The 21,662-nt window shown below is 50.2% G+C and carries 18 protein-coding genes and 2 rRNA genes; 1 reads left to right on the forward strand and 19 read right to left on the reverse strand.

Going from position 1 to position 21,662, the window contains the following annotated elements; genetic code table 11:
- Nucleotides 1-28: 28 nt before the first annotated feature.
- From dtd to ABDK92_08220, 16 genes are read right to left on the reverse strand one after another with little or no spacing between them, the layout of a single operon-like run.
- Nucleotides 29-484, reverse strand: a complete 456-nt coding sequence (gene dtd / locus ABDK92_08145) for a D-aminoacyl-tRNA deacylase (protein ID MEN3186583.1) — start codon at nt 482-484, stop codon at nt 29-31.
- Nucleotides 481-2,664, reverse strand: a complete 2,184-nt coding sequence (locus ABDK92_08150; GenBank protein MEN3186584.1) for a bifunctional (p)ppGpp synthetase/guanosine-3',5'-bis(diphosphate) 3'-pyrophosphohydrolase — start codon at nt 2,662-2,664, stop codon at nt 481-483. The genes dtd and ABDK92_08150 overlap by 4 nt, the downstream gene beginning before the upstream one ends.
- Before the next feature lie 8 nt (nt 2,665-2,672).
- Nucleotides 2,673-3,185 (reverse strand): adenine phosphoribosyltransferase, encoded by a 513-nt coding sequence (locus tag ABDK92_08155; protein ID MEN3186585.1) that lies wholly within the window; start codon nt 3,183-3,185, stop codon nt 2,673-2,675.
- A gap of 13 nt (nt 3,186-3,198) precedes the next feature.
- On the reverse strand, nt 3,199-4,899 hold the full coding sequence (gene recJ / locus ABDK92_08160) for a single-stranded-DNA-specific exonuclease RecJ (protein ID MEN3186586.1): 1,701 nt from the start codon (nt 4,897-4,899) through the stop codon (nt 3,199-3,201).
- A 6-nt stretch (nt 4,900-4,905) separates the two neighbouring features.
- The gene (gene secF / locus ABDK92_08165) at nt 4,906-5,787 is read right to left on the reverse strand and encodes a protein translocase subunit SecF (protein ID MEN3186587.1); all 882 of its coding nucleotides are present in this window, start codon (nt 5,785-5,787) and stop codon (nt 4,906-4,908) included.
- Nucleotides 5,788-5,800: 13 nt separating this feature from the next.
- Entirely contained in the window at nt 5,801-6,994 is a 1,194-nt protein-coding gene (gene secD / locus ABDK92_08170; GenBank protein ID MEN3186588.1) for a protein translocase subunit SecD, read from the reverse strand.
- Nucleotides 6,995-7,019: 25 nt separating this feature from the next.
- Entirely contained in the window at nt 7,020-7,337 is a 318-nt protein-coding gene (gene yajC / locus ABDK92_08175; GenBank protein ID MEN3186589.1) for a preprotein translocase subunit YajC, read from the reverse strand.
- A 21-nt stretch (nt 7,338-7,358) separates the two neighbouring features.
- Entirely contained in the window at nt 7,359-8,474 is a 1,116-nt protein-coding gene (gene tgt, locus ABDK92_08180) for a tRNA guanosine(34) transglycosylase Tgt (protein ID MEN3186590.1), read from the reverse strand.
- A gap of 16 nt (nt 8,475-8,490) precedes the next feature.
- Complete coding sequence (gene queA, locus ABDK92_08185; protein MEN3186591.1) at nt 8,491-9,507, reverse strand: tRNA preQ1(34) S-adenosylmethionine ribosyltransferase-isomerase QueA; 1,017 nt, start codon at nt 9,505-9,507, stop codon at nt 8,491-8,493.
- Entirely contained in the window at nt 9,507-10,883 is a 1,377-nt protein-coding gene (locus ABDK92_08190; GenBank protein ID MEN3186592.1) for a SpoIID/LytB domain-containing protein, read from the reverse strand. Before ABDK92_08190 ends, queA begins: the two co-directional genes overlap by 1 nt.
- Nucleotides 10,884-10,895: 12 nt before the next feature.
- A complete protein-coding gene (locus tag ABDK92_08195) occupies nt 10,896-11,120 on the reverse strand; it encodes a DUF2905 domain-containing protein (protein MEN3186593.1) in 225 nt (74 codons plus the stop codon).
- A complete protein-coding gene (locus ABDK92_08200) occupies nt 11,093-11,659 on the reverse strand; it encodes an epoxyqueuosine reductase QueH (protein ID MEN3186594.1) in 567 nt (188 codons plus the stop codon). The genes ABDK92_08195 and ABDK92_08200 overlap by 28 nt, the downstream gene beginning before the upstream one ends.
- Nucleotides 11,656-12,648, reverse strand: a complete 993-nt coding sequence (ruvB, locus tag ABDK92_08205; GenBank protein ID MEN3186595.1) for a Holliday junction branch migration DNA helicase RuvB — start codon at nt 12,646-12,648, stop codon at nt 11,656-11,658. The genes ABDK92_08200 and ruvB overlap by 4 nt, the downstream gene beginning before the upstream one ends.
- Nucleotides 12,645-13,232 carry a Holliday junction branch migration protein RuvA gene (gene ruvA, locus ABDK92_08210; protein MEN3186596.1) on the reverse strand — a complete coding sequence of 196 codons (588 nt, stop codon included), beginning with the start codon at nt 13,230-13,232 and terminating at the stop codon, nt 12,645-12,647. Before ruvA ends, ruvB begins: the two co-directional genes overlap by 4 nt.
- A gap of 4 nt (nt 13,233-13,236) precedes the next feature.
- Nucleotides 13,237-13,731: a crossover junction endodeoxyribonuclease RuvC gene (gene ruvC, locus ABDK92_08215; protein MEN3186597.1), complete on the reverse strand. Its 495-nt coding sequence runs from the start codon at nt 13,729-13,731 to the stop codon at nt 13,237-13,239.
- Between the two features lie 3 nt (nt 13,732-13,734).
- Entirely contained in the window at nt 13,735-14,484 is a 750-nt protein-coding gene (locus ABDK92_08220; protein ID MEN3186598.1) for a YebC/PmpR family DNA-binding transcriptional regulator, read from the reverse strand.
- 134 nt (nt 14,485-14,618) lie between these two features.
- Here ABDK92_08220 and ABDK92_08225 point away from each other — a divergent pair, with 134 nt between their 5' ends.
- Nucleotides 14,619-15,326 carry a metallophosphoesterase family protein gene (locus ABDK92_08225; protein ID MEN3186599.1) on the forward strand — a complete coding sequence of 236 codons (708 nt, stop codon included), beginning with the start codon at nt 14,619-14,621 and terminating at the stop codon, nt 15,324-15,326.
- Between the two features lie 926 nt (nt 15,327-16,252).
- Here the strand turns inward: ABDK92_08225 and ABDK92_08230 are convergent.
- The 3 genes from ABDK92_08230 to ABDK92_08240 all read right to left on the reverse strand — a co-directional run bounded on the left by ABDK92_08230 (nt 16,253) and on the right by ABDK92_08240 (nt 21,177).
- Entirely contained in the window at nt 16,253-17,449 is a 1,197-nt protein-coding gene (locus ABDK92_08230; GenBank protein MEN3186600.1) for a serpin family protein, read from the reverse strand.
- Nucleotides 17,450-17,977: 528 nt separating this feature from the next.
- Nucleotides 17,978-18,136, reverse strand: a 5S ribosomal RNA gene (gene rrf, locus ABDK92_08235).
- Between the two features lie 31 nt (nt 18,137-18,167).
- Nucleotides 18,168-21,177, reverse strand: a 23S ribosomal RNA gene (locus ABDK92_08240).
- Nucleotides 21,178-21,662: the final 485 nt, after the last annotated feature.

A 21,662-nucleotide genomic window follows, 5' to 3' on the forward strand; every position in this document is an offset into this window, starting at 1 on the left:
CCCAGGACAAATCGCTGCACCAGAATGGTCATCGCCTTCTTTCTTCCCGGCTATCAAGAAGAATGGTTACCGGACCTTGATTGAGCAGTTCCACTTCCATAAACGCACCGAATTCCCCCTGCTCAACTTTGATCCCTTCTTTTTCCAGACCTTCCACCACTTTCTCACACCACTTTCGCGCCTCCTCAGGTGGTGCCGCCTGGTCAAAGCTGGGGCGCAATCCCCTGCGGCAATCTCCATAAAGGGTAAACTGAGAAATAAAGAGGACCTTACCCCTTACCTCTTTCAGGTTTCGGTTCATCTTCCCATTTTCATCCTCAAAAATGCGCAGGTTGGGAATCTTTCGTACCATGAAATCCACATCTCTTTCTCCATCACCTTTTCCTACCCCCAGAAAGACCAAAATTCCCTCTTCAATGGCTCCAATCACCTTTCCACTAACCCGTACCGAAGCGCGAGAAACCCGCTGCACCACGGCTCTCATTTCAGGTAGAATGCACCTCCTCTCCGGACTGTTTTGACATTGGAAACTTTATGGATTTCCCGAAAGAGGGTATCCAATTCCTCCCGTTTCCCAACTTCAAGCAAAAGATAAATATGGGCTTCATTGCCGACAGTCCGGGCTTTGGCCGCCTTAATTTCAATCTGACAGGCTGACACGGCGTTCGTAACATCAGCAAGAAGACGGGGGCGATCCAGCGCTTCCACCACCACCCCAGCGTTGTAACGGAGGGTCAAGTCTGGTTTCCATGCTGCATCAATGATTCGTTCCCCGTTCGCTAAGTGCTTGACATTCACACAATCGGTTCGATGAACGGTGATACCCCTTCCCTGGGTCACAAAAGCCACAATAGTATCTCCGGGAACCGGAGTACAGCAACGAGCAAGACGAGCCTCAATCCCCGGTGTTCCTTGAACGAGCACACTCTCTTCTTCTTTTCGAACCTTCGACAGGGTGTTCTTGCGGCGTTCAAGCCATTTTTTGCGGATACTGTATGGGATAAGCCGGTTAACCACTTTTCGGGCGCTGTACCGCCCTTCACCCAGAGCAATGTACAATTCTTCCAGACCCTCTAGGTGATGATCCCTCATGAACCGGTCCAGGTTGGCAGAGAAGAGGTTACGCTCTTCGGGTGTAAGAGGATACTTTTCCAGCTCTCTTTCCAGCGCAATCCGGCCTTTTTCCCGATTGGCATCTTGATTTTTCTTGCGCAGGAACGCTCGAATTTTATTTCGTGCTCCTGGGGTTTTTGCCAGTTTCAACCAGTCGATACTGGGTCCAGAAGCCGAACGGGAAGTGATGATTTCCACGATGTCTCCACTTTTGAGTTCATAGCTCAGGGGCACCATCTGACGATTGACTTTGGCTCCCACACAGCTATTTCCCACCTCAGTATGAATGAGGTAGGCAAAGTCAATGGGCGTGGCACCTTTAGGCAGCTTCTTGAGATCCCCCTTGGGAGTAAAAACATAGACTTCATCATCAAAAAGGCTGATTTTGAGGCTCTCCATAAACTCTTTGGTACTACCCAGGTCCTGCTGCCATTCCAAAAGTTGCTTCAACCAGTTAATGCGTTCATCAAAAGCGCTTTCCGGCATCAATTTCCCCTCTTTATATCGCCAGTGGGCGGCAATACCATACTCAGCCACCTGATGCATTTCCCAGGTTCGAATCTGTACCTCCATGGGCGTTCCTCGGGGACCGATGACCGTGGTGTGCAAAGACTGGTATTTATTGGATTTTGGAAGTGCAATGTAGTCTTTGATACGCCCTTCCACTGGGTTCCACAAGGAATGAACAATCCCCAAAACCATGTAACAGTTTTCTTTGGTATCGGTAATCACTCGCATGGCGACAAGGTCATGCAGGTCTTCCAAGGCGATGTTCAGACGGTTGAGTTTTTTGTAAATGCTGTAGATGTGCTTAAATCGGCTCTGGATCTCGGCTTTGATGTGGGCTTTTTCCAGTTGAACACTCAAAATGGCCTTTGCCTCCTCAATGAATTCCTCTCGTTCTTTCCGTACTCTTTCCAAACCCCGCTGAATGGTGCAGTATGCTTCAGGATCGAGAAAAAAAAGACTAAGGTTTTCCAGCTCTACCTGAATGGCATTGATTCCCAGCCGATGGGCGACCGGCGCAAAGATTTCCAGCGTCTCCCGAGCAATTTCCTCCTTTTTCCCCCGATACTGATATTTAAGGGTCCGCATGTTGTGGAGTCGATCGGCGAGTTTTAAGACAATCACCCGCACATCAGCAGCTACAGCCATGAAAAGGCGACGATAATCCTCGACCACTCGTTCTTCAGAAGAGAGGCCAGGAGCGAAGTCAATGTTAAGCTTGGTCACGCCCTTCACTAAGCTGGTAATTTCTGGACCAAATTGCTCTTCCAGCTCCTTTTCAGTGACCGGGCTATCCTCAAGCACATCGTGAAGCAATGCTGCAGCAATGGTGGCCTCGTCCATCTTGAGATCAGCAATGATGGAAGCCACCGAAAGGGGATGGACGATATATGGTTCGCCCGAAAGACGAACGTGCCCCTGATGAACCTGAAAAGCGAATTCGTAGGCTTTGAGAATCAGGTCTTTGTTGCAGGCAGGGTGATACTCCTTGATTTTATCAAGTAAGGCCTCTATGGTCCCTACCCCATTCCATTCTCCAACCAAAACGCCTCCTAAAGCCGAATCAAGGAATAAACTCGATAGGGAATGAGTTTCTCCCGCCCCTTTAAGGCTTCAAGCTCTACAACAAAACTAACCCCCACAATATTTCCACCCAGCTCTTCGACCATCTCACATACCGCTTTGGTGGTTCCCCCCGTCGCTAAGAGGTCATCAACGATGAGAACCCGTTGCCCCTTCTCGATGGCGTCACGGTGAATCTCTAAGGTGGCCGAACCGTATTCAAGATTGTAGGTCTTGGAAAGCGTGGCCGCAGGAAGTTTTCCCTTTTTTCGGACCGGGACAAAACCACACCCCAGATGGTAGGCTAAAGGAGCACCAATGATAAAACCTCGAGCCTCAATCCCTACCACCAGCTCAACATCTTGACCCCGGAAACTGTACACCAAACGATCAATGGTTTCCCGAAACGCCTCCCGGTCCTTTAAAAGCGTGGTAATGTCCTTAAACTGGATACCAGGACGAGGAAAATCAGGAATATTTCGGATATAGGATGCAAGGTCCATTGTTGTCCTCCCTCTATTTTTTAATCCTCCAATCATGAACTTTCAAATAGGGATAATTGCCGTAATTGTCACACTGCACCTCAAAAGCAAGGTCAACCAGCGAACTCCCATGCAAATCTAAAGCCTTTTCTTTCCCGTGAAAGACCACCATTTCCTGCACTTCTCTTCCCTGTTTCACCAAAAAACGTAGGTGCTGGTTACTTCGCCCCCAGATCCAGCTTTTAATGAGCGAAACATTCAGCACAGCAAACAGTGGATTTGGGTTCTGTTCTCCAAAGGGTTCCAGTCTCCTCAACCATTCTAAAAGTCCCTGGTCCACCTCTCCTAAGTCGATCAGGGCATCAACAATCAAACCCTGCATCGACGTCATCTTCTCTACCTCATTTCCAAATTGGATGTTTATAAACCGTCGAAAGGAAGAAATATTTTGGGGCAGAATCTTCAAACCCACCGCCATCTCATGTCCTCCGTAACGAATCAAAAGATGACTCGCTTCTCCCAGTACCTGAATGAGACTAAACCCCTCTATACTTCGCCCCGACCCCACTGCCAGGTTTTCCCCTTCGCTCAGGACAATCGCTGGGCGACCAAGACGACCGGAGAGGCGAGAAGCAATAATTCCCAGCACTCCCAGATTCCAGCCTTTTCCGCTCACAACCACAATCGGGTCTTCCAAAAACTCACTGTATGCACCGCTTTCTAGGATCTCCGAGAGCACTTTTTCCTCTTCCTTCTGTCGGCGAGAATTGAGGGTCTGCAAAGACTGTGACATGGTTACCGCCTCATCCCAATTTTCACTCAGAAGGAGCCTCATGGCAATCATTGGGTCTTCCATCCGACCAGCCGCATTAAGGCGGGGCGCAATGACACAGCTAATCTCTTCCACCCCGATTTCTCGTTCTTTCATCCCGGCTACATCAAGCAACGCCTGAATACCAAAGGGAATGCTCCGATTCAGCTTCTTAAGACCATAACGGGCAATTATCCGATTGATCCCCAGAAGCGGCACCGCATCAGCCACAGTCCCAAGACAGGCCAATCCCAGATACTCCTCTAAAGGATTCTCCTCCAGCCCGCGATATTCAGCATAGCGGTATGCCAGAGCCAGCGCCATACCAGCACCAGAAAGAGGTACAAGAAGTTCCCTGGTTTTCAGATCAAAGTTCGAAACCAGGGCGTGCACCTCTGGAAGAGTATCAAAATCAGGAAGATGGTGGTCAGTAAGAATAAGATGAACTCCTTTCCGGCGCAAGAGGGAGAGTCCATCCCTGTCTCGAATCCCACAATCTACCGTAATCAAAAGGTCCGGAGGATTGTCCTTCAGGATGCGTTGGGCAGCCTTTTCGGTAACCCCATATCCTTCGGTGAACCGATTGGGAATATAAACATCAACATGAGCCGAAAGCGACTTGAGGAAGTGGAACAGGAGAGCACTTCCGGTAAGGCCATCCACATCGTAATCGCCAAAAATGAGGATGCGACCATTTCCTCGGAGTACCCAATCGAGAAGCACTACTGCCTCGTCAAGGCCGGGGAGCTCTCCGAGCCCCTCAAGAAGGGTAAAGGAAGGGTTCAGAAATTGCATCGCTTCGTGCGGAGTAAAAATACCCCGATTCATGAGGACTCTGGCCATCACCGTAGGCAAAGAAACTTCCTTTGCCAAGCGGAACAGATGCCCCCGGTCGACCTTTCGAATCTGCCAGCGTTTACGCAACCGAACCTACCCCCGGATTCGAGTTCGTCTCTCCAAATCAACCCACAAGGCACTCACGATAAAAATCGAGGAATAGGTTCCAGCCACAAGCCCCACGAGAATGGCCAGAGAAAAATCCTGCAGCATCTTCCCTCCAAAAAGAAGCAGAGCAATAATGGGCAAAGCGGTAGTGAGGGCGGTATTGACCGTACGAGAAAGGGTTTCGTTGAGGCTGCGGTTCACAATCTGTAAAAAGCCCTCTCCCTTTTTGCGCGAAACCAGGTTTTCCCGAATCCGGTCCATAATGACAATGGAGTCATTGATCGAGTACCCCAGAATGGTCAGCACGGCTGCCAATATCGGAATGGTGAATTCCTTCCCCAGGATGGATACCATTCCCAGCACCACCAGCCCATCATGAATCAGAGCGAAAACTGCAGTCGCCGCCGGTTCCAACTCAAACCGAAAAGCCACATAAATGAGAATCCCAGCAATAGCAGAAAGAAGCGCAATAATACCCATCCGGCGTAGTTCTGCTCCCACTGCCGGACCAACATCCTCAATCCGGGTCAACGTCACAGTACCAAATTGCTCTCGCAAAGCTTGCAGGAGCTGGTCTTGCATCTCTTTGCTCATTTTCAGAGTTCGGACCACCACTTCATCTTCCGAAAAACGCTGGATGATGCTTTTGGAAAGGTTGAGTGTATCCAGAACCACCCGCACCTCTTGGGGCTCAACTGCACGAGCAAAACGAAATTGGAGGAGCGTTCCCCCAGCAAAATCGACCCCATAGTTCAATCCCCGAACCGCAAGGCTTGTCACCCCGCATACGAGTATCACCAGGGAAATGACATAGGCAATCCGTCGAACCTTCATGAAATCAACGTGCGTCGCCTTAATGAATTCCATTCCGCCAACCCCCCTAATTCACACCCTTTATCTTGATTTTGTCAGCAAAAAGATCCAGGAACACTCGAGTAACCCATATCCCGGTGAACATGCTGCAGAGAATCCCCAGGCTCAGGGTGACACCAAAACCCTTGATTGGTCCAGAACCAAGAGAAAAGAGGAGCACCGCGGCAATCAGGGTGGTCACGTTGGAATCCAAAATGGTACGGAATGCCTTGCTAAAGCCAGCTTCGATGGAAGCTCGCCAGGTTTTTCCAGAACGATACTCTTCTTTGATCCGCTCAAAAATGATGACATTGGCATCCACCGCCATACCTACCGTAAGCACAAACCCAGCAATACCAGGTAATGTCAGCGTAGCCTGCACTCCCACAAAAATGGCCAGGAAAAAGAGCACATAGCACACAAGGGCCAGATCCGCCAACCCTCCCAGCACACCATAGTAAAGGAACATGAAGACAAAAACCAGAATAATGCTAATGATTGCCGCCCGGAATCCAGCGTCAATGGAATCTTTCCCCAGGGTCGGCTCTACCGAGCGGTTTTCAATCACTTCCACCTTAACCGGGAGGGCACCCGCTCGCAGAAGAATAGCCAGATTCTGAGCTTCTTCCAGGGTAAAGCGGCCGGTGATTTGCGCGTCTCCCTTGAGGATGGGTTCTTGAACCACCGGGTTCGAGATCAACTTTCCATCCAGATAAATCCCGATGGGTTTTCCCACATTCAGCGTGGTGGCCTGAGCAAAGAGTTTCGCCCCCTCGGCATCGAAAGAAATCGCCACCGCAGGTCTGCCCAGGCGGTCGTACTGAATCTGCGCGCTTTTCAAATGCGCCCCGGTAAGTAGGGTCTGTCCGTTTTCATCCTTAAATTCAAGAAGGGCTGTTTTCCCGATGAGTTCTACCGCTCGTTGAGGATCCGTGATCCCTGGAAGTTGCACCAGAACCCGCCGTTCTCCCTGACGGGCAATGACCGATTCGGCCACCCCCAGCTGGTCAATACGGTTGCGAATGATTTCCACCACCCGCCGCACCGCATCATCATCCACCGGAGCCTCTGGAGTGTCCACGCATTCTAAGAGAATATGGGAACCACCCTTTAAATCGAGACCCAAACGAATTTTACTCCCTAAAGGATAAATGACCACAAGCGATACAGCTATCAAAGCCAGAACTACGAACAACCTCCAGGGTAACAATTTCCTCCTCAAGGAACTGTGCCTCCTCTCCTACAACTTAGGATTTCTTCGACGCCACCGCGGTTTTGGAAATTCGAATGCGAACGTCCTTCGCCACTTCAAGGAGCACTTCGTCTTCTTCCACCTGAGCAACAACCCCGTGAATTCCACCAACCGTAACGACCTTATCCCCCTTTTTGAGGCCGGCCCAGAGTTCACGCTGGCTTTTTTGTTTCCGCTGCTGAGGAACGATGAGCAAAAAGTAGAAAATCAGAATGATAAAAATCAGGGGAAGAAACGAAGCAATAGGATTTGCTGCCGGTGCTGAAGGTGTGGTCTGATTTGCAGCCCAGGCAATTGAGGTGAAAAAACTCACTGGTGTGTCCTCCTTTCAAATTTAAAAGTTTTCCGAATATCGAGAGAGAAATTCCTCCCGGAATTCCCGAAAGTACCCTCCACGCAAAGCATGATGAATACTTTTCATCAACTTTACCATAAAATACAGGTTGTGTATAGTGGCCAACTCCGCTGCTAAAATCTCCCCAGCTTTAAAAAGATGCCGCAGGTAGGCTCGAGAAAAATTTTGGCAGAGGTAACATCCACAATCTGGATCCACCGGACCAAAATCACGGGCAAACTCCAGCCGGTCGATATTCATCTTCCCTCTTGGAGTGAAAAGACAGGCATTGCGAGCGTTACGAGTCGGCAGGACACAGTCAAACATGTCCACACCACGCCACACTCCTTCCACAATACTCACTGGATTCCCCACTCCCATAAGATAACGGGGTTTCCCCATGGGTAAAAATGGTTCAACGCATTCAATCATTTCGTACATGAGGGGCTTGGGTTCTCCCACGCTCAAACCTCCAATGGCATATCCATCGAAATCAAGTTTTACCGTCTCCTGGGCACTCCATTCCCGTAATTTTCGGTCTGTTCCCCCCTGGATAATACCAAAGAGCATCTGTTGTTCCGACTGGAATGCCTCTTTCGCACACTTCGCCCAGCGGAGCGTCCTCTCTACCGCCATCCGTTCCTCATACGAAGAAGCCGGAAACCCAACACACTGGTCTAGAATCATAATGACATCGGCCCCCAAAACCATTTGAATTCGAATCGCCTCCTGAGGGGTTAAACGATGCAAGGAACCATCCAGATGGGAATGGAACGTCACTCCTTCATCATCAATCTGCACCAAATCTGCTAAGCTAAACACCTGAAATCCACCACTATCGGTCAAAAGAGCCCGGTCCCAGGAGATAAAACGGTGTAGACCCCCAGCCTCCCGAATAAGGTCCTCTCCTGGCCGAAGATGGAGATGGTAAGCGTTACAGAGGAAAATTTGTACTCCGATTTCTCGCAGGCGATCCGGAGCCATGGCTTTAACCGTCCCCTGCGTTCCCACTGGCATAAATACTGGAGTCTCCACGTCCCCGTGAGCAGTATGGAGAATCCCTAAACGAGCCCGACTCTGGTGATCCACCGAAAGAACCGTAAATCGTTCTCTCAACCTCATCATCCTTTCTTCAATACAGCAACATGGCATCTCCAAAACTGTAAAAACGGTACCGTTTTTGTATTGCTTCCTCATAGGCACACTTCACAAAATCCGTTCCTCCAAAAGCACACACCAGCATAAAGAGCGTGGAACGAGGCAGGTGAAAATTGGTGATGAGGGCATCGACAACCTGAAAATGGAACCCAGGGTAAATGAAGAGGTCGGTTTCTCCCTCGTATTCCTGGAGGGTTCCCAACCTCTGCCACACCGTTTCCAGAACCCGTACCGCGGTGGTCCCTACCGCTATCACCTTTCTTCCACATTCCCGGGTCTCTCTGATTCGCTTTGCCTCCTCTTTGCCAATCCGAAACCATTCCTTGTGCATGGTATGTGCCTCAACTTGCTCCACCTTAACCGGCTGAAATGTCCCCAGACCCACATGGAGCACAACCGGAACAATCGCAATTCCCTTTTTCTTGAGTTTTTCCAAAAGCTCTGGAGTAAAATGAAGCCCCGCCGTGGGCGCAGCCACCGATCCCCATTCCCGAGCGTAAACAGTCTGATAAGCTTCAGGATCAATCCCCCTTTCCTTCACATAGGGTGGTAGAGGAACCTCCCCAAACCGGTCGAAAAACGCCTCACCACTCTCAAAAAGGGGTTCTAACAACCATGTCTCCCTGAGCCGCTCTCGGACTATCCAACGGTATTCAGGATGAGTCAAAAGGCAGAGTTCTTGTCCAACCCGCACCCGGGAAGAGGGATAAAGCAGACACTCCCACCATCTTCCATAGAACCGCACAAAGAGAATCTCTACCTTTCCCCCGGTCGCTTTCTGGACAAAGAAGCGAGCCTTCACCACCTTCGATTCATTCACAACCAACGCATCCCCGGAAGAAAGGTATGCCTCAATTTCGAAGAACTGACGGTGTTCCCAGGTTTTTTCCCTTCGGTTGAGGACCATCATGCGACAGGCATCCCGGGGAGTAACCGGTCTTTGGGCAATGAGTTCCGGAGGGAGAAAAAAATCAAAGAGGCTTGTTTCGATCATTTCAATACAGCACGCCTCAACTCACAGCCGGGAAAATAATGCGAAAGAATGGCCCGAAAATCGTACCCTTCCTGCGCCATACCTACCGCACCCCATTGGGAAAGACCAACCCCATGTCCCCAACCACGACCTTCAAAAATAAATTGTGCTCCAACTTCTTCCTCCAATAGCGGTGGTACCGAAACTACCGTACCGGTAGTTTCGGTACCCAGGCTTTCTCTCTTTTTCTTCATTGCTTCTCGCTCTTTCTCTCGCAGTTCTAAAAAGGCGATGATATCCTCAAGGGTCCAATCGTCCTTTTCAAGAAGTTCCCGAGAACGGGATACCCCCACAGAATGGGATTTGGGAACTTCTTTTTGTTCTCGTAGAGTTCTATCCGGCTTCCCTTTTATCCTCTCTTCACGCACCGTGAAATAGGTACTCGGAAGGATTTGCACCCCAATCGCTTCCCGGAATTTGGATGCCGGGATCACCCACCGCCCATTCTGAGAAAAGAGAACCACCTCTTTCATTCTTCCATGCTCGGAAGGAACAAACTGAATACCCTTTAGGCTTCCCGATAAATAGCCAGCTTGGCGAAGAGCCGCTTCAATTTCCACTTTACTCAGACATACCGTCCAGAGGGCATGCGGAGCATCCTTTTCCCAGGGGGAAGGCACCGCCATAAGATATGGGACTTCCCTTCCCCACACATTGAACGCACTATCGGTATACCCACCACTTTCGGAGTGATAGACTACAGAAGCAATTTTTCCCTCATAAGTCAATACCATACCACGAGTGGCTTCCACCAAGGCATTGGTCCGAGGGTCTTCAGCGTTGATCCCCCCGTAACGCTGGCAGTGTTCGGTGGCACAGAAATCGAAACCGTCCTCCCTGTGTCTCCCCAAATTTTTGAATGCATAGGTGCGAGCCACGATAATCTGGGCCTTAAGAGCTTCTTCCGGCCAGGAAGGACTGGCCTCAAGCTTGATGGTTCCCTTGATGTAATCTTCAACCGAAAGGGTATTGAGAATGGATAAGAGTCCGCTTCTGGCTTCCACAATCATTTTCCCCCGGTACGGACGTTTCCCCCACAAAATCGGTTCACGACCCAAAGAAGCCAAGATAAAACGCCAAGCGAAAAGACTCTTTTCCTTCCAGAAAACTTTCCCCTCTCGGAAGGAGAAGTGCACTGACATTCCCGCTGGCACGGTAAATGTCCGGTGCTCGAAGGTAACCAACATCCCCGAAACCGAGGAGAAACGCACCTCTTCCTTACCCCGATAAATGGCTACCGTGACTTCTAAATCCTTGACCCAGGCACAAGTCATTCCACCGAAAATGACTACAAGAACAACGGTCAGGGTAACACCATACCATATTTTCTGCATCGGAACGCCCCCTTAGCGTCGCAAAAGCAACGTCAGAATCAGGGTTAAGAGAAGGCTCACAAGAATGGAAGTCGCCAGTGGGAAATAAAAGACAAAGTTCCCTTTCCGATAGACAATGTCTCCCGGCAAATGCCCCAGTCTCCCTAAACCCGGAATGCGGGGCAGAACCAGAAGGACAAGACCCACTACAACAAATACCACTCCCAAGGTCAAGAAAAACTTTGCCCAGTAAGAGATTTCCATACCCGCCTTTTCACTCCTTCCCACCGACTGAAAATACACCCACAGTACTTCTGACGATACAGACTCAAACTCTTAGCCTTTTGCATGCTCTCCTCAAAACCACTTCGGAAATCGATACCCACAAAGGAAATGCCAAGTTCGCTCCCTACCTTTTCTCCAATACGCTGGATGCACGCTATATCCTGGTAAGGACTTATGGTCAAGGTGGTGCTGAAAAAGGAAAAACCGTGTTCTTTTCCCCACCGCGCAACCTTTGCCAACCGCAATTGATAACATTGCGGACACCTTTTTTCTTCATCCTGGATCACCGAGAAATATTCCAGCGGATTATATGGAAATGGAGCAACCAGCCTGCGACCGGTTCGACAAACAAGATCGTTGAGGGTCTCCCACCGCTTCCTGTACTCCTCAAAAGGGTGAATGTTGGGATTATAGAACATGTGTACCACTGCAAAGCCTTCTTTCTCAAAAAAATCACTCACATAGATGCTGCAGGGAGCACAGCAGGTATGAAGGAGCACTGCGTTCTTCATTCCTCTATCACCTTTTTTAGGTACTCATACCCAGAAGGCGTGAGCACTCTTCCCCTTTTGGTCCGAGCAATAAAACCAATTTTAAGCAGGTACGGTTCATAGACCTCCTCAAGCGTGGCTACATCCTCGGCGAGAACCATCGCCACGCTCTCAATTCCCACTGGTCCCCCACGGTAATGCTGGGCCAGAACCTTCAGGAATTGGCGGTCCGCCATACTCAACCCCCAAGCATCGAGCCCCAGTGACTGGAAAGCTTCGGTCACAATCTCCCGGTCAATCACCTCTTTCCCCGAAACCTCGGCAAAGTCCCGAATACGTCGCAAGAGACGGTTTGCCACTCGGGGCGTCCCCCGGGAAGATGAAGCAATGACCAGTGCGGCATCGTCACGAATACCAATCCCTAATACCTGAGCGGTCCTCTTAACAATAGCCATCAAGTCTTCTGGCTCATAAAAATCAAGCTTTTCCACGATACCGAAACGATTCCGCAGCGGCGCGCTCAAAAGGCTCACCCGGGTGGTCGCTCCCACTAAGGTAAAAGGAGGAAGCTTCAAGGCCACACTTCGTGCTCCTGGACCCTTGCCAATCATGAAGTGCACGGTATAGTCTTCCATGGCACTATAGAGGATCTCTTCACACTGGCGGGGTAAACGATGGATTTCGTCAATGAAGACCACGTCATGAGGTGAAAGAGCCGTCAAAAGCGCTGCCAGGTCTCCACTTCTGGTAATCGCCGGACCAGAAAGACAGCGAATGGTGCTGTGCATTTCCAAAGCAATAACATGGGCTAACGTGGTTTTCCCCAAGCCCGGAGGACCATAAAAGAGCACGTGGTCCAGCGGTTCTTTCCGGGCTAAAGAAGCCTGAATATACACCTCAAGATGTGCCACAACCTCTTTCTGACCGATAAAATCCTGGAGCTTCCTGGGACGGAGCGAAAAGTCTTCTTCGCTCCGCAAAAAGAAAGGAGGTACCGATTTCTCTTTCAATCTTGACCACCCAATTTACCCAGTGCTTTCCGAATCAGGATTTCCACATCCACTTTTTCTCCCCGCAATTCATCCCATAGGCAGCTGACCACGGTTTCTACCTCTTTCTTATTATACCCTAAGCGAAGCAGGACTTCCTTGGTTTCCTCAAAAACTTCGGGAAAAGGAGGAAGCATTTGAAAACCACACTTCAAAAGCGTCGGTTTAAGCTCTAAAATCAACCTTTTGGCTGTCTTGACTCCCAGACCGCCTCTGGACTCAAGAAGCATCAGGTTCTCTTCCAAAACCATTTTGACCAGTTCTTCCCACCGTATTCGAGAAAGAATTTTAAAAGCCGTGCGATGGTTAATACCCTTCACTTCCCGCAATCGGTCAAAAAGAATCCGCTCCTTTTCCTCGCTGAAACCATACACGACGAATTCTCCGCTTTCACGCATGAAAGAACGCAAAAGAAATGATGCCTCTACGCCTTTCTGGAGATTCGCAAAAGGCGTAAGCCGTAATCTGAAGCCCATACCCATGACTTCCACCACACATTCGCCTTCCTGAACCTCCACCACCCGGCCGCGAATCGAATCAAGCATATTCCTACCTCATCCTGAGCCGAAATGCATGACACAGAGCGACCGCCAGCGCATCGGCGATGTCGTCCGGATTAATCTCTTCGGTAATTTGGAGAAGCTGTTGAACCATGTAAATCACCTGGCTTTTGGTTGCCCGACCGTAGCCAACAATTGCCTGCTTCACCTGCAAGGGGGTATACTCGTACACTGGGATTCCATGCAGCGCGGCACAGAGAAGCACCACTCCCCGAGCCTCACCAACAGAAATAGCGGTTTTGGAGTTCTTGTTAAAAAACAGCTCCTCCACCGCTACCTCTTCCGGCCGATACGTTCCAATCAGGGTATTGAACTCCTGAAAGATTTGCACCAATCGCTCAGGAACCTTTTTCCGTAACGGGGTTTCAATAAACCCATAATGGATAGCTGTAACCCTTTCACCCTCTTCCCAACCCACAATCCCAAAGCCGGTAAGGGCTACTCCCGGGTCAACACCAAGTATCCGCAACGGGTGTTTTGTCATGCACTAGCTTTTCAACGACTCCAGAAGTTCATCGGCAATATCAAAGTTGGCATACACTTCCTGAACATCATCATGCTCTTCCAGCGCTTCAATGAGGTCCAAAACCTGCTGAGCGTGTTTTCCTTCTACACTCACCGTATTCTTGGGTACCATAGTCACCTGGGCCACCACATACTGGAATCCTTTTTCATCCAGGACCTTCTTCACCTGTTCAAAATCTTCCGGTGCGGTGATGACGTCGACGGTAGTATCGGTGGTACGGATATCTTGTGCTCCAGAATCAATGGCTACCATCATTAATGTTTCTTCATCCACCTTATCCTTTTCAAAGCTAATTAACCCCTGACGCTCAAATACCCAAGAAACACAGCCACTTTCCCCTAAACTCCCTCCATAACGGTTAAAGAGGTGGCGAATTTCTGCTGTTGTCCGGTTCCGGTTATCGGTGGTAACCTCCACCATGATCGCTACACCCCCAGGACCGTATCCTTCATAAGTCACCTCTTCGTAGGCAACACCTTCCAGCTCTCCAGTTCCCTTTTTGATCGCCTTTTCAATGTTTTCCTGGGGCATGTTCATTTCTCGGGCTTTCTGCACAGCCAGCCGGAGTCTAGCGTTGTTTTCAATGTTGCCGCCTCCCTGTCGAGCGGCCACAGTAATGAGACGAATCAGCTTGGAAAAGGCTTTACCCCGAGCGAGATCCGTCTTTGCCTTCTTATGCTTGATCTGCGCCCATTTGGAATGTCCAGACATACTCTCAACTCTCCTTACACGAGACTTTTGTCCACCTATTGTATCACACTTTTTTGCGAACACCAAAATAAGTCTGGAATACCAGTCGAACTCAACGGTTTCTCCTATAAAGAACGAGAGGAGGACCTGGAACCATGAAAATTGCCGTTTTTTCCGATATTCATGGGAATATCACCGCTCTGGAGGCGGTACTTTCCGAAATCCAGAGCATGGACGTCGCGCATACGGTTTGTTTGGGAGATCTTGTGGGGTATAACCCCTTTCCAAACGAAGTGGTGGAACGAATTCAATCCCTTGGTATCCCCACCATTATGGGGAATTATGACCAGGGAGTGGGTTTTGACCTGGACGACTGCGGCTGTGCCTATCGGAGCGAGGAAGAGAGAGCCCGGGGGCATATTTCGCTCTCATGGACCAAAGCAAGGGTAACCCCAGAAAATAAGGCTTTTCTGCAGAATCTCCTTCCTCGATACGAGCTAGAAGTGGGACCTTTCCGTTTCCTTTTCGTTCACGGAAGTCCCCGGCGAATTAACGAATACCTTTTCCCAGAACGAACCGACGAAAGTTTCCGACACATTATGAGCAATGAAAAGTCCAACGTCCTTCTGTGTGGTCATACTCACATTCCTTTTTCTCGGAACATTGACTATTTCACCGTAGTCAATGATGGTAGCGTAGGACTTTCCAAAGATGGTGACTGGAGGGCTTGCTTAGCAATTATAACCATAGAGGAAACTCTCAAAGTCGATTTCCGCCGCATTCCATATAACCGGGAGTACCTCAAAGAGGGGTACCGAAAAAACCCCGAACTCCCCTTTTTCGCTGAAAAACTCATGGAGTGATTGTCGACCATGCCTTAACCAAAAAGTACGGGGGAAATATCATTCCCCCTTCTTCTCTAAGGTTTTTTAACCACCGTAAGAATGAAATGGGCTTCCTCGACAGCTTGTCGTGCATCTTCAAGGCTATATTCCTCGGTGGGAATAGACTCTTTCGCCCCATAAACACCGAGCTCACGTTCTTTACACAAACGTTTTAAAATGCGTTTCACCTCTTCGAGGTGTTTTTCTAGAGGAGGAAGAACACCTCGAAATTGTTCAAGCGAATCTCAACACCAATGGCATGCTCCTGCCAAAAGGAGTTCCACCATTTCCTGAACCGCTCGCACCAAATCGGAGCACACACCCTCATCGCAACAGAAGATACACTCTGGTCAAAGCATCGGGGTTCATAATTGCATCCCCAAAAATGTATCAGTCTCCCACCCCCAGAAGTTACTCCAGGGAAATTTCTGGACCCGATATTTCTGAAGGAACGCTCGAATCGAGGTAATCAACCCAGGAAAGAGATTTTTCGAAGTCAAAAACCACGATGTCCTCTTCGCAAAGGTCAAAATAAATTGGCCGAAATGTAAACGTTTCGTCCCGGGAGAGGATGTACGAAAAGCGTCACAGAAAATACCTTCCTCATACAGTTTTTGGTAAAGGAACTCTGTCCTCAATAGCGTCCTCAAAGTCTTCCAGTCTTTTCCGTAAGCCTGGTGCGCTTTTGAGAATCAAAAGAAGGCCAAGATCCGAGTTCTTCCGATTCTGACCTCGAGCGTAGAAACTAAAAGGTCAGAAACAGAAGCTCTTCCTTATTTTATAACATCCAACCATTGAAGACAACATGTGCTCGACGTACTGGGTATGAAGCGATGAAAACATTCGAAGCCGCTTCAAAGTTTCTTCAAACACCATCGACCACCACTTCCATTATACCATGCCCTTCATCCCTCCGGCGAAAACACCATTCCCATAAAGAGGATGAGACCGCTGTCCTCCTCCACAACGGCCAGAAAGAAAGGTCGATCGATGACCATTTCAAATGCTTCTTCTGATTCCTGGGAAAGCCCCTTAGCGACCACCACTGCGGTTGCGGCCGATGCCTCAGTACCTTTTTCGCTCACTTCAAGCAAGCTTCGATGGAAAACGTTTTTAATGAAAGCCGGTTCATCGGTAAGGTTACCAAAATCGGCCTGAGGAGAAAAGGCGACTTCCATACCCATTTTCGATAAAGCCCTTTTGAGGTCAACCGTTCCGTAAGAAAGAGTAAAACGGGGAATTCCAATGCGACCCTTTCTGCGCTCAAACCCTCGCATCCAGTTTTGCCAGTTCTCCGGAGTCAACTGAGCAAGCAAGGAAGAAAGGGGCATTTCGGGATGGGGTAGAAAAAGGTACATCTTGAGCCTTCCCTTTTCACCATAAGGAAGACCCACCGCCTGAAAATCATCCGTGGCCAGGTATCGGTACCACCCTGACTGAAACATAATCGGGTGTTCTCGGGTTACACCTCCAGGGAAATGGAAAGGAACAAGTTGCGTATCCTCGATATCAAAGGGAATGCTCCAGGCCCCCTGAAAAAAGACGGCGTTGAGCAAAATCAGAATGGAATCTGGATCAAGGCGTTCCAGGACTCCATCGATTTTCCCCTCGGTTTTCTCTCTGACCCACCTATTGATGGTCTCAACAGCTAAAGGGTTACCAAAGTCAAGGGATTCAGGATACGCTTCATAAAAACCCAAAACGGTATGCAAAAACTGCTCTCGAAGTGATATACCTTCTCTGACGAAAATGGTATGGGCCATTTTAATTTTTACCCCGGGGTCTTCTCTGGATAGCTCCTGGAGCACCTTGACCAATCTCTGGTTTTCCTCATTCAAAGCCGTTACAGAAGGATCAGGGTAACCAAGCGCTTTGAGTATCGATATCTGGGTGGTTCCACGTGCACCATTGACTGTCATACTAAGGGCAAGAGCTACGCTCCAAGGAGAAAGAAGAATATTATCTTCGTTACCTTCATATAGCTGGGTAAACAGGCTCAGGGCAAAATCGGTATAAAGAGGACGAGGTTGGGCCAGAGAAACACAACCTGTGAAACTGATAAAGAGCACAGCCAGGCATAGGAATACCCTTTTTCTTTCCATTTCGACCCCTCCCTTGTCTATCTAGAAGTGGACATGGCTTATAGCATACATTACTGCAAGATAAAGGAGATAGTTCCGGTTTTGGCGGAAATGAGACGGGAAGATAGGCAAATTCTCAACGAAAAAGCATGTGAAATTTTTCTTCCACGGAGAATATGGAGTAACTTCCCTGTTCGATGACGAACTCCCCTACAACATAGCAGTCAATTACAACATGAACCATTATTTACTCTACCCATTAGAAATCTGAAGCTCCATTCTGCATTTAGGGCATAAAAACCTTGTCACCTGTGGTAAGGTCTGTACCATTGAAGACAATGAAAAACGAAAAGTGCTTTTGGAAACTCCTCAACAATATGCATCGCACCATACCAAATCGGACGCAGAATGCATCGAAAAAGAAACACATAACACAAAAGTGGTGAACAATGGAAATCCTGCCTATACCAGGAAAGGCTCCTTCACTCATTTTTCCCTCAAAAACACAAAAAAGCTGGAGATTGTTCTCCAGCTTTTTTGACCTCTGTATCCCGGCAGCGTCCTACTTTCCCGCCCAGCTGCCCGGGCAGTATCATCGGCGCTGGAGGGCTTAGCTCGGGGTCCCCAAAAAGTCAGACGACTTTTTGGGGTGCCCACTTCCGTGTTCGGAATGGGAACGGGCGTTTCCCCTCCGCCATGGCCACCGGGAAATCTACTTGGGGAAGCAAGAAGGAGTTTTGCGGTCAAGCCCTCGACCGATTAGTACCCCTGGGCTCAAGGTGTTACCACCCTTCCACCTGGGGCCTATCAACCGGGTCATCTTCCCGGGGTCTTACCTTCTTACGAAGTGGGATACCTCATCTTGGGGTGGGCTTCGCGCTTAGATGCTTTCAGCGCTTATCCCTTCCGGACACAGCTACCCAGCGATGCCCCTGGCAGGACAACTGGAACACTGGAGGTCCGTCCATCCCGGTCCTCTCGTACTAGGGACAGCTCCCCTCAAGTATCCTCCGCCCGCGACAGATAGGGACCGAACTGTCTCACGACGTTCTAAACCCAGCTCGCGTACCGCTTTAATGGGCGAACAGCCCAACCCTTGGGACCTACTCCAGCCCCAGGATGCGACGAGCCGACATCGAGGTGCCGATCCTCCTCGTCGATGTGGACTCTTGGAGGAGACCAGCCTGTTATCCCCGGAGTACCTTTTATCCGTTGAGCGATGGCCCTTCCACACGGAACCACCGGATCACTAGGCCCGACTTTCGTCTCTGCTCGAGGCGTCCCTCTCGCAGTCAAGCTCCCTTCTGCCCTTACACTCACCGCACGATTTCCAAACGTGCTGAGGGAACCTTAGGGCGCCTCCGTTACCTTTTAGGAGGCGACCGCCCCAGTCAAACTGCCCGCCTGACACTGTTCCTAAGGAGGATTCACTCCTTCAGGTTAGAATCTGGATCTACCAAGGGTGGTATCTCAAGGATGGCTCCAGAGGAGCTAGCGCCCCTCCTTCTCCGCCTCCCACCTATCCTGCACAAGGCACACCCGGATCCAATGTCAGGGTACAGTAAAGGTTCACGGGGTCTTTCCGTCTAGTCGCGGGTAGCAAGCATCTGCACTTGCATTGAAACTTCGCCGAGCTCCCCGTTGAGACAGCGCTCCAGTCGTTACGCCATTCATGCGGGTCGGAACTTACCCGACAAGGAATTTCGCTACCTTAGGACCGTTATAGTTACGGCCGCCGTTTACTGGGGCTTCAGTTTGGAGCTTCCCCCGGATCAAGTCCGAGGTGACTCCTCCCCTTAACCTTCCAGCACTGGGCAGGCGTCAGGCCCTATACGTCGCCTTACGGCTTAGCAGAGCCCTGTGTTTTTAATAAACAGTCGCCAGAGCCACTTCTCTGCGACCCCCTGGGGCTTATGGAGCGAGTCCACGCACCCTACCGGGGCACCCCTTCTCCCGAAGTTACGGGGTTAGATTGCCGAGTTCCTTAACGGGGGATCACTCGCGCGCCTTAGAATATTCATCCCACCTACCTGTGTCGGTTTGCGGTACGGATACCTCCTGGCCTCGTTAGGGGCTTTTCTCGGCAGCGGAGGATCAACCAGTTCGCCCCCGTAGGGGCTCCCCATCACCTCTCGGTGTTATCGAGGGAGGGGATTTGCCTCCTCCCTCCACCTACGGGTTTAGACAGCCTATTCCTCCAGGCTGCTGGCCTACCTTTCTGCGTCACCCCATCCTCAAACGGTCGGAGGTAGTGCCGGAATATCAACCGGCTGCCCATCGCCTACGCCTTTCGGCCTCGGCTTAGGATCCGACTAACCCTGAGAGGACGAGCCTTCCTCAGGAAACCTTAGGTTTACGGCGAGAGGGATTCTCACCCTCTTTATCGCTACTCATGCCGGCATTCTCACTTGGGATACCTCCACGAGTCCTCACGGTCTCGCTTCGACGGCCTACCCAACGCTCCCCTACCAATGAGTGGTTTTCCACTCATTCCACAGCTTCGGTGACAGGCTTGAGCCCCGAGAATTTTTCGGCGCAGCACCACTAGACCAGTAAGCTATTACGCACTTTTTAAAGGATGGCTGCTTCTAAGCCAACCTCCTGGCTGTTGCAGCAGTACCACCACCTTTACCACTTAGCCTGCTCTTAGGGACCTTAGCTGGTGGTCTGGGCTGTTCCCCTTTTGACCACGGAGCTTATCCCCCGTAGTCTGACTCCCCGGATACAAAAAGAGGTATTCGGAGTTTGATTGGGTTTGGTAGGCGGGTAAGCCCCCTAGCCCATTCAGTGCTCTACCCCCTCTTCTCAACTCCGGAGGCTAGCCCTAAAGCTATTTCGGGGAGAACCAGCTATCTCCAAGTTTGATTGGCCTTTCACCCCTACCCACAGCTCATCCGAGCAGTTTTTAACCTACAACGGTTCGGGCCTCCATGAGGTGTTATCCCCACTTCACCCTGGCCATGGGTAGATCACTTGGCTTCGGGTCTACGAAGACTGACTCAACGCCCTATTCGGACTCGGTTTCCCTCCGGCTCCGCACCTGAGGTGCTTAACCTTGCCAGCCTCCGTAACTCGCCGGCTCATTCTCCAAAAGGCACGCAGTCGAACCGGTATGGACTACGTCCACACCATGGTCCTTCCACGTATTGTAGACATACGGTTTCAGGTTCTCTTTCACTCCCCTCCCGGGGTGCTTTTCACCTTTCCCTCACGGTACTGGTACACTATCGGTCGCCAGGGAGTATTTAGCCTTAGGAGGTGGTCCTCCCAGATTCCCACAGAATTCCACGTGGACCGTGGTACTTGGGAACGAAGAACCGAGAGACCAGGGTCTTTTCGCCTACGGGGCTTTCACCCTCTCTGGCAAGGCTTTCCAGACCTTTTCAACTAAGACCCGGTTTTGTCACTCTCTGGCCGCATCCTGGTTTGGCCCTTCTCCGTCCCACAACCCGCAGTGTGCAACACCCAGGAGCTTGACACACACTACGTTTGGGCTTTTCCCCTTTCGCTCACCACTACTCAGGGAATCACGGTTGTTTTCTCTTCCTCAGGGTACTGAGATGTTTCAGTTCCCCTGGTTTGCCTCCCTCGTATGAGGGATCCTGGAGGTTTACTCCAGGGGGTTGCCCCATTCGGGAATCTCCGGATCGACGCTTGCTTACAGCTACCCGGAGCTTATCGCAGTTAGCCACGCCCTTCATCGCCTCCTGGCGCCAAGGCATCCACCGTATGCCCTTTCTTTCTTGACCGCAAACCGGTGATGAAAAAACTCTTTTTGATCTTGCTTCCCCAAATCTTATATTCACTTTTCAAGGTTCATGCTCCAGAAGAGCAATAGGTATTGTATATGCTCTTCGGATATTTTGCAAGGGGGGAAGGAAAAATTTATGCAGATTTCGGCTCCCATCTCGGTAGCCACCATCCCACCCGCTTTTCCCCAATAAGACTACAAGACAAAAAACCACCGAAGCCAACCGCGACGGCGTACACCCACCACCCGCTCCCAAGCCGTATTCCCTCAGGGAACCGGGCTTCTTCGCCGAAAAATATCCCCAAAGAAAAGGACACATCACATCGCCTCCTTTAGCATAGATACTCCTGTGTTACAATATCCTCAAAGGGGGTTTTCATCTATGAAGAACTTTGAATACCACAATCCCACCAGAGTCTTTTTTGGCAAGGGCGAAACCGACCGGGTGGGGGAAGTATGTGCCCAATTGGGAAAAACGGTGCT

Source organism: Atribacterota bacterium (assembly GCA_039638595.1).
Classification (GTDB): domain Bacteria; phylum Atribacterota; class Atribacteria; order Atribacterales; family Caldatribacteriaceae; genus Profundicultor; species Profundicultor thermophilus.

Bases quoted from the DNA above. Each gene is read 5' to 3' on its own strand.
- dtd (MEN3186583.1), bottom strand. From the start codon at position 484: ATGAGAGCCGTGGTGCAGCGGGTTTCTCGCGCTTCGGTACGGGTTAGT.
- ABDK92_08155 (MEN3186585.1), bottom strand. From the start codon at position 3,185: ATGGACCTTGCATCCTATATCCGAAATATTCCTGATTTTCCTCGTCCT.
- secF (MEN3186587.1), bottom strand. From the start codon at position 5,787: ATGGAATTCATTAAGGCGACGCACGTTGATTTCATGAAGGTTCGACGG.
- ABDK92_08190 (MEN3186592.1), bottom strand. From the start codon at position 10,883: ATGCAGAAAATATGGTATGGTGTTACCCTGACCGTTGTTCTTGTAGTC.
- ABDK92_08200 (MEN3186594.1), bottom strand. From the start codon at position 11,659: ATGAAGAACGCAGTGCTCCTTCATACCTGCTGTGCTCCCTGCAGCATC.
- ruvA (MEN3186596.1), bottom strand. From the start codon at position 13,232: ATGCTTGATTCGATTCGCGGCCGGGTGGTGGAGGTTCAGGAAGGCGAA.
- ruvC (MEN3186597.1), bottom strand. From the start codon at position 13,731: ATGACAAAACACCCGTTGCGGATACTTGGTGTTGACCCGGGAGTAGCC.
- ABDK92_08220 (MEN3186598.1), bottom strand. From the start codon at position 14,484: ATGTCTGGACATTCCAAATGGGCGCAGATCAAGCATAAGAAGGCAAAG.
- ABDK92_08225 (MEN3186599.1), top strand. From the start codon at position 14,619: ATGAAAATTGCCGTTTTTTCCGATATTCATGGGAATATCACCGCTCTG.
- ABDK92_08230 (MEN3186600.1), bottom strand. From the start codon at position 17,449: ATGGAAAGAAAAAGGGTATTCCTATGCCTGGCTGTGCTCTTTATCAGT.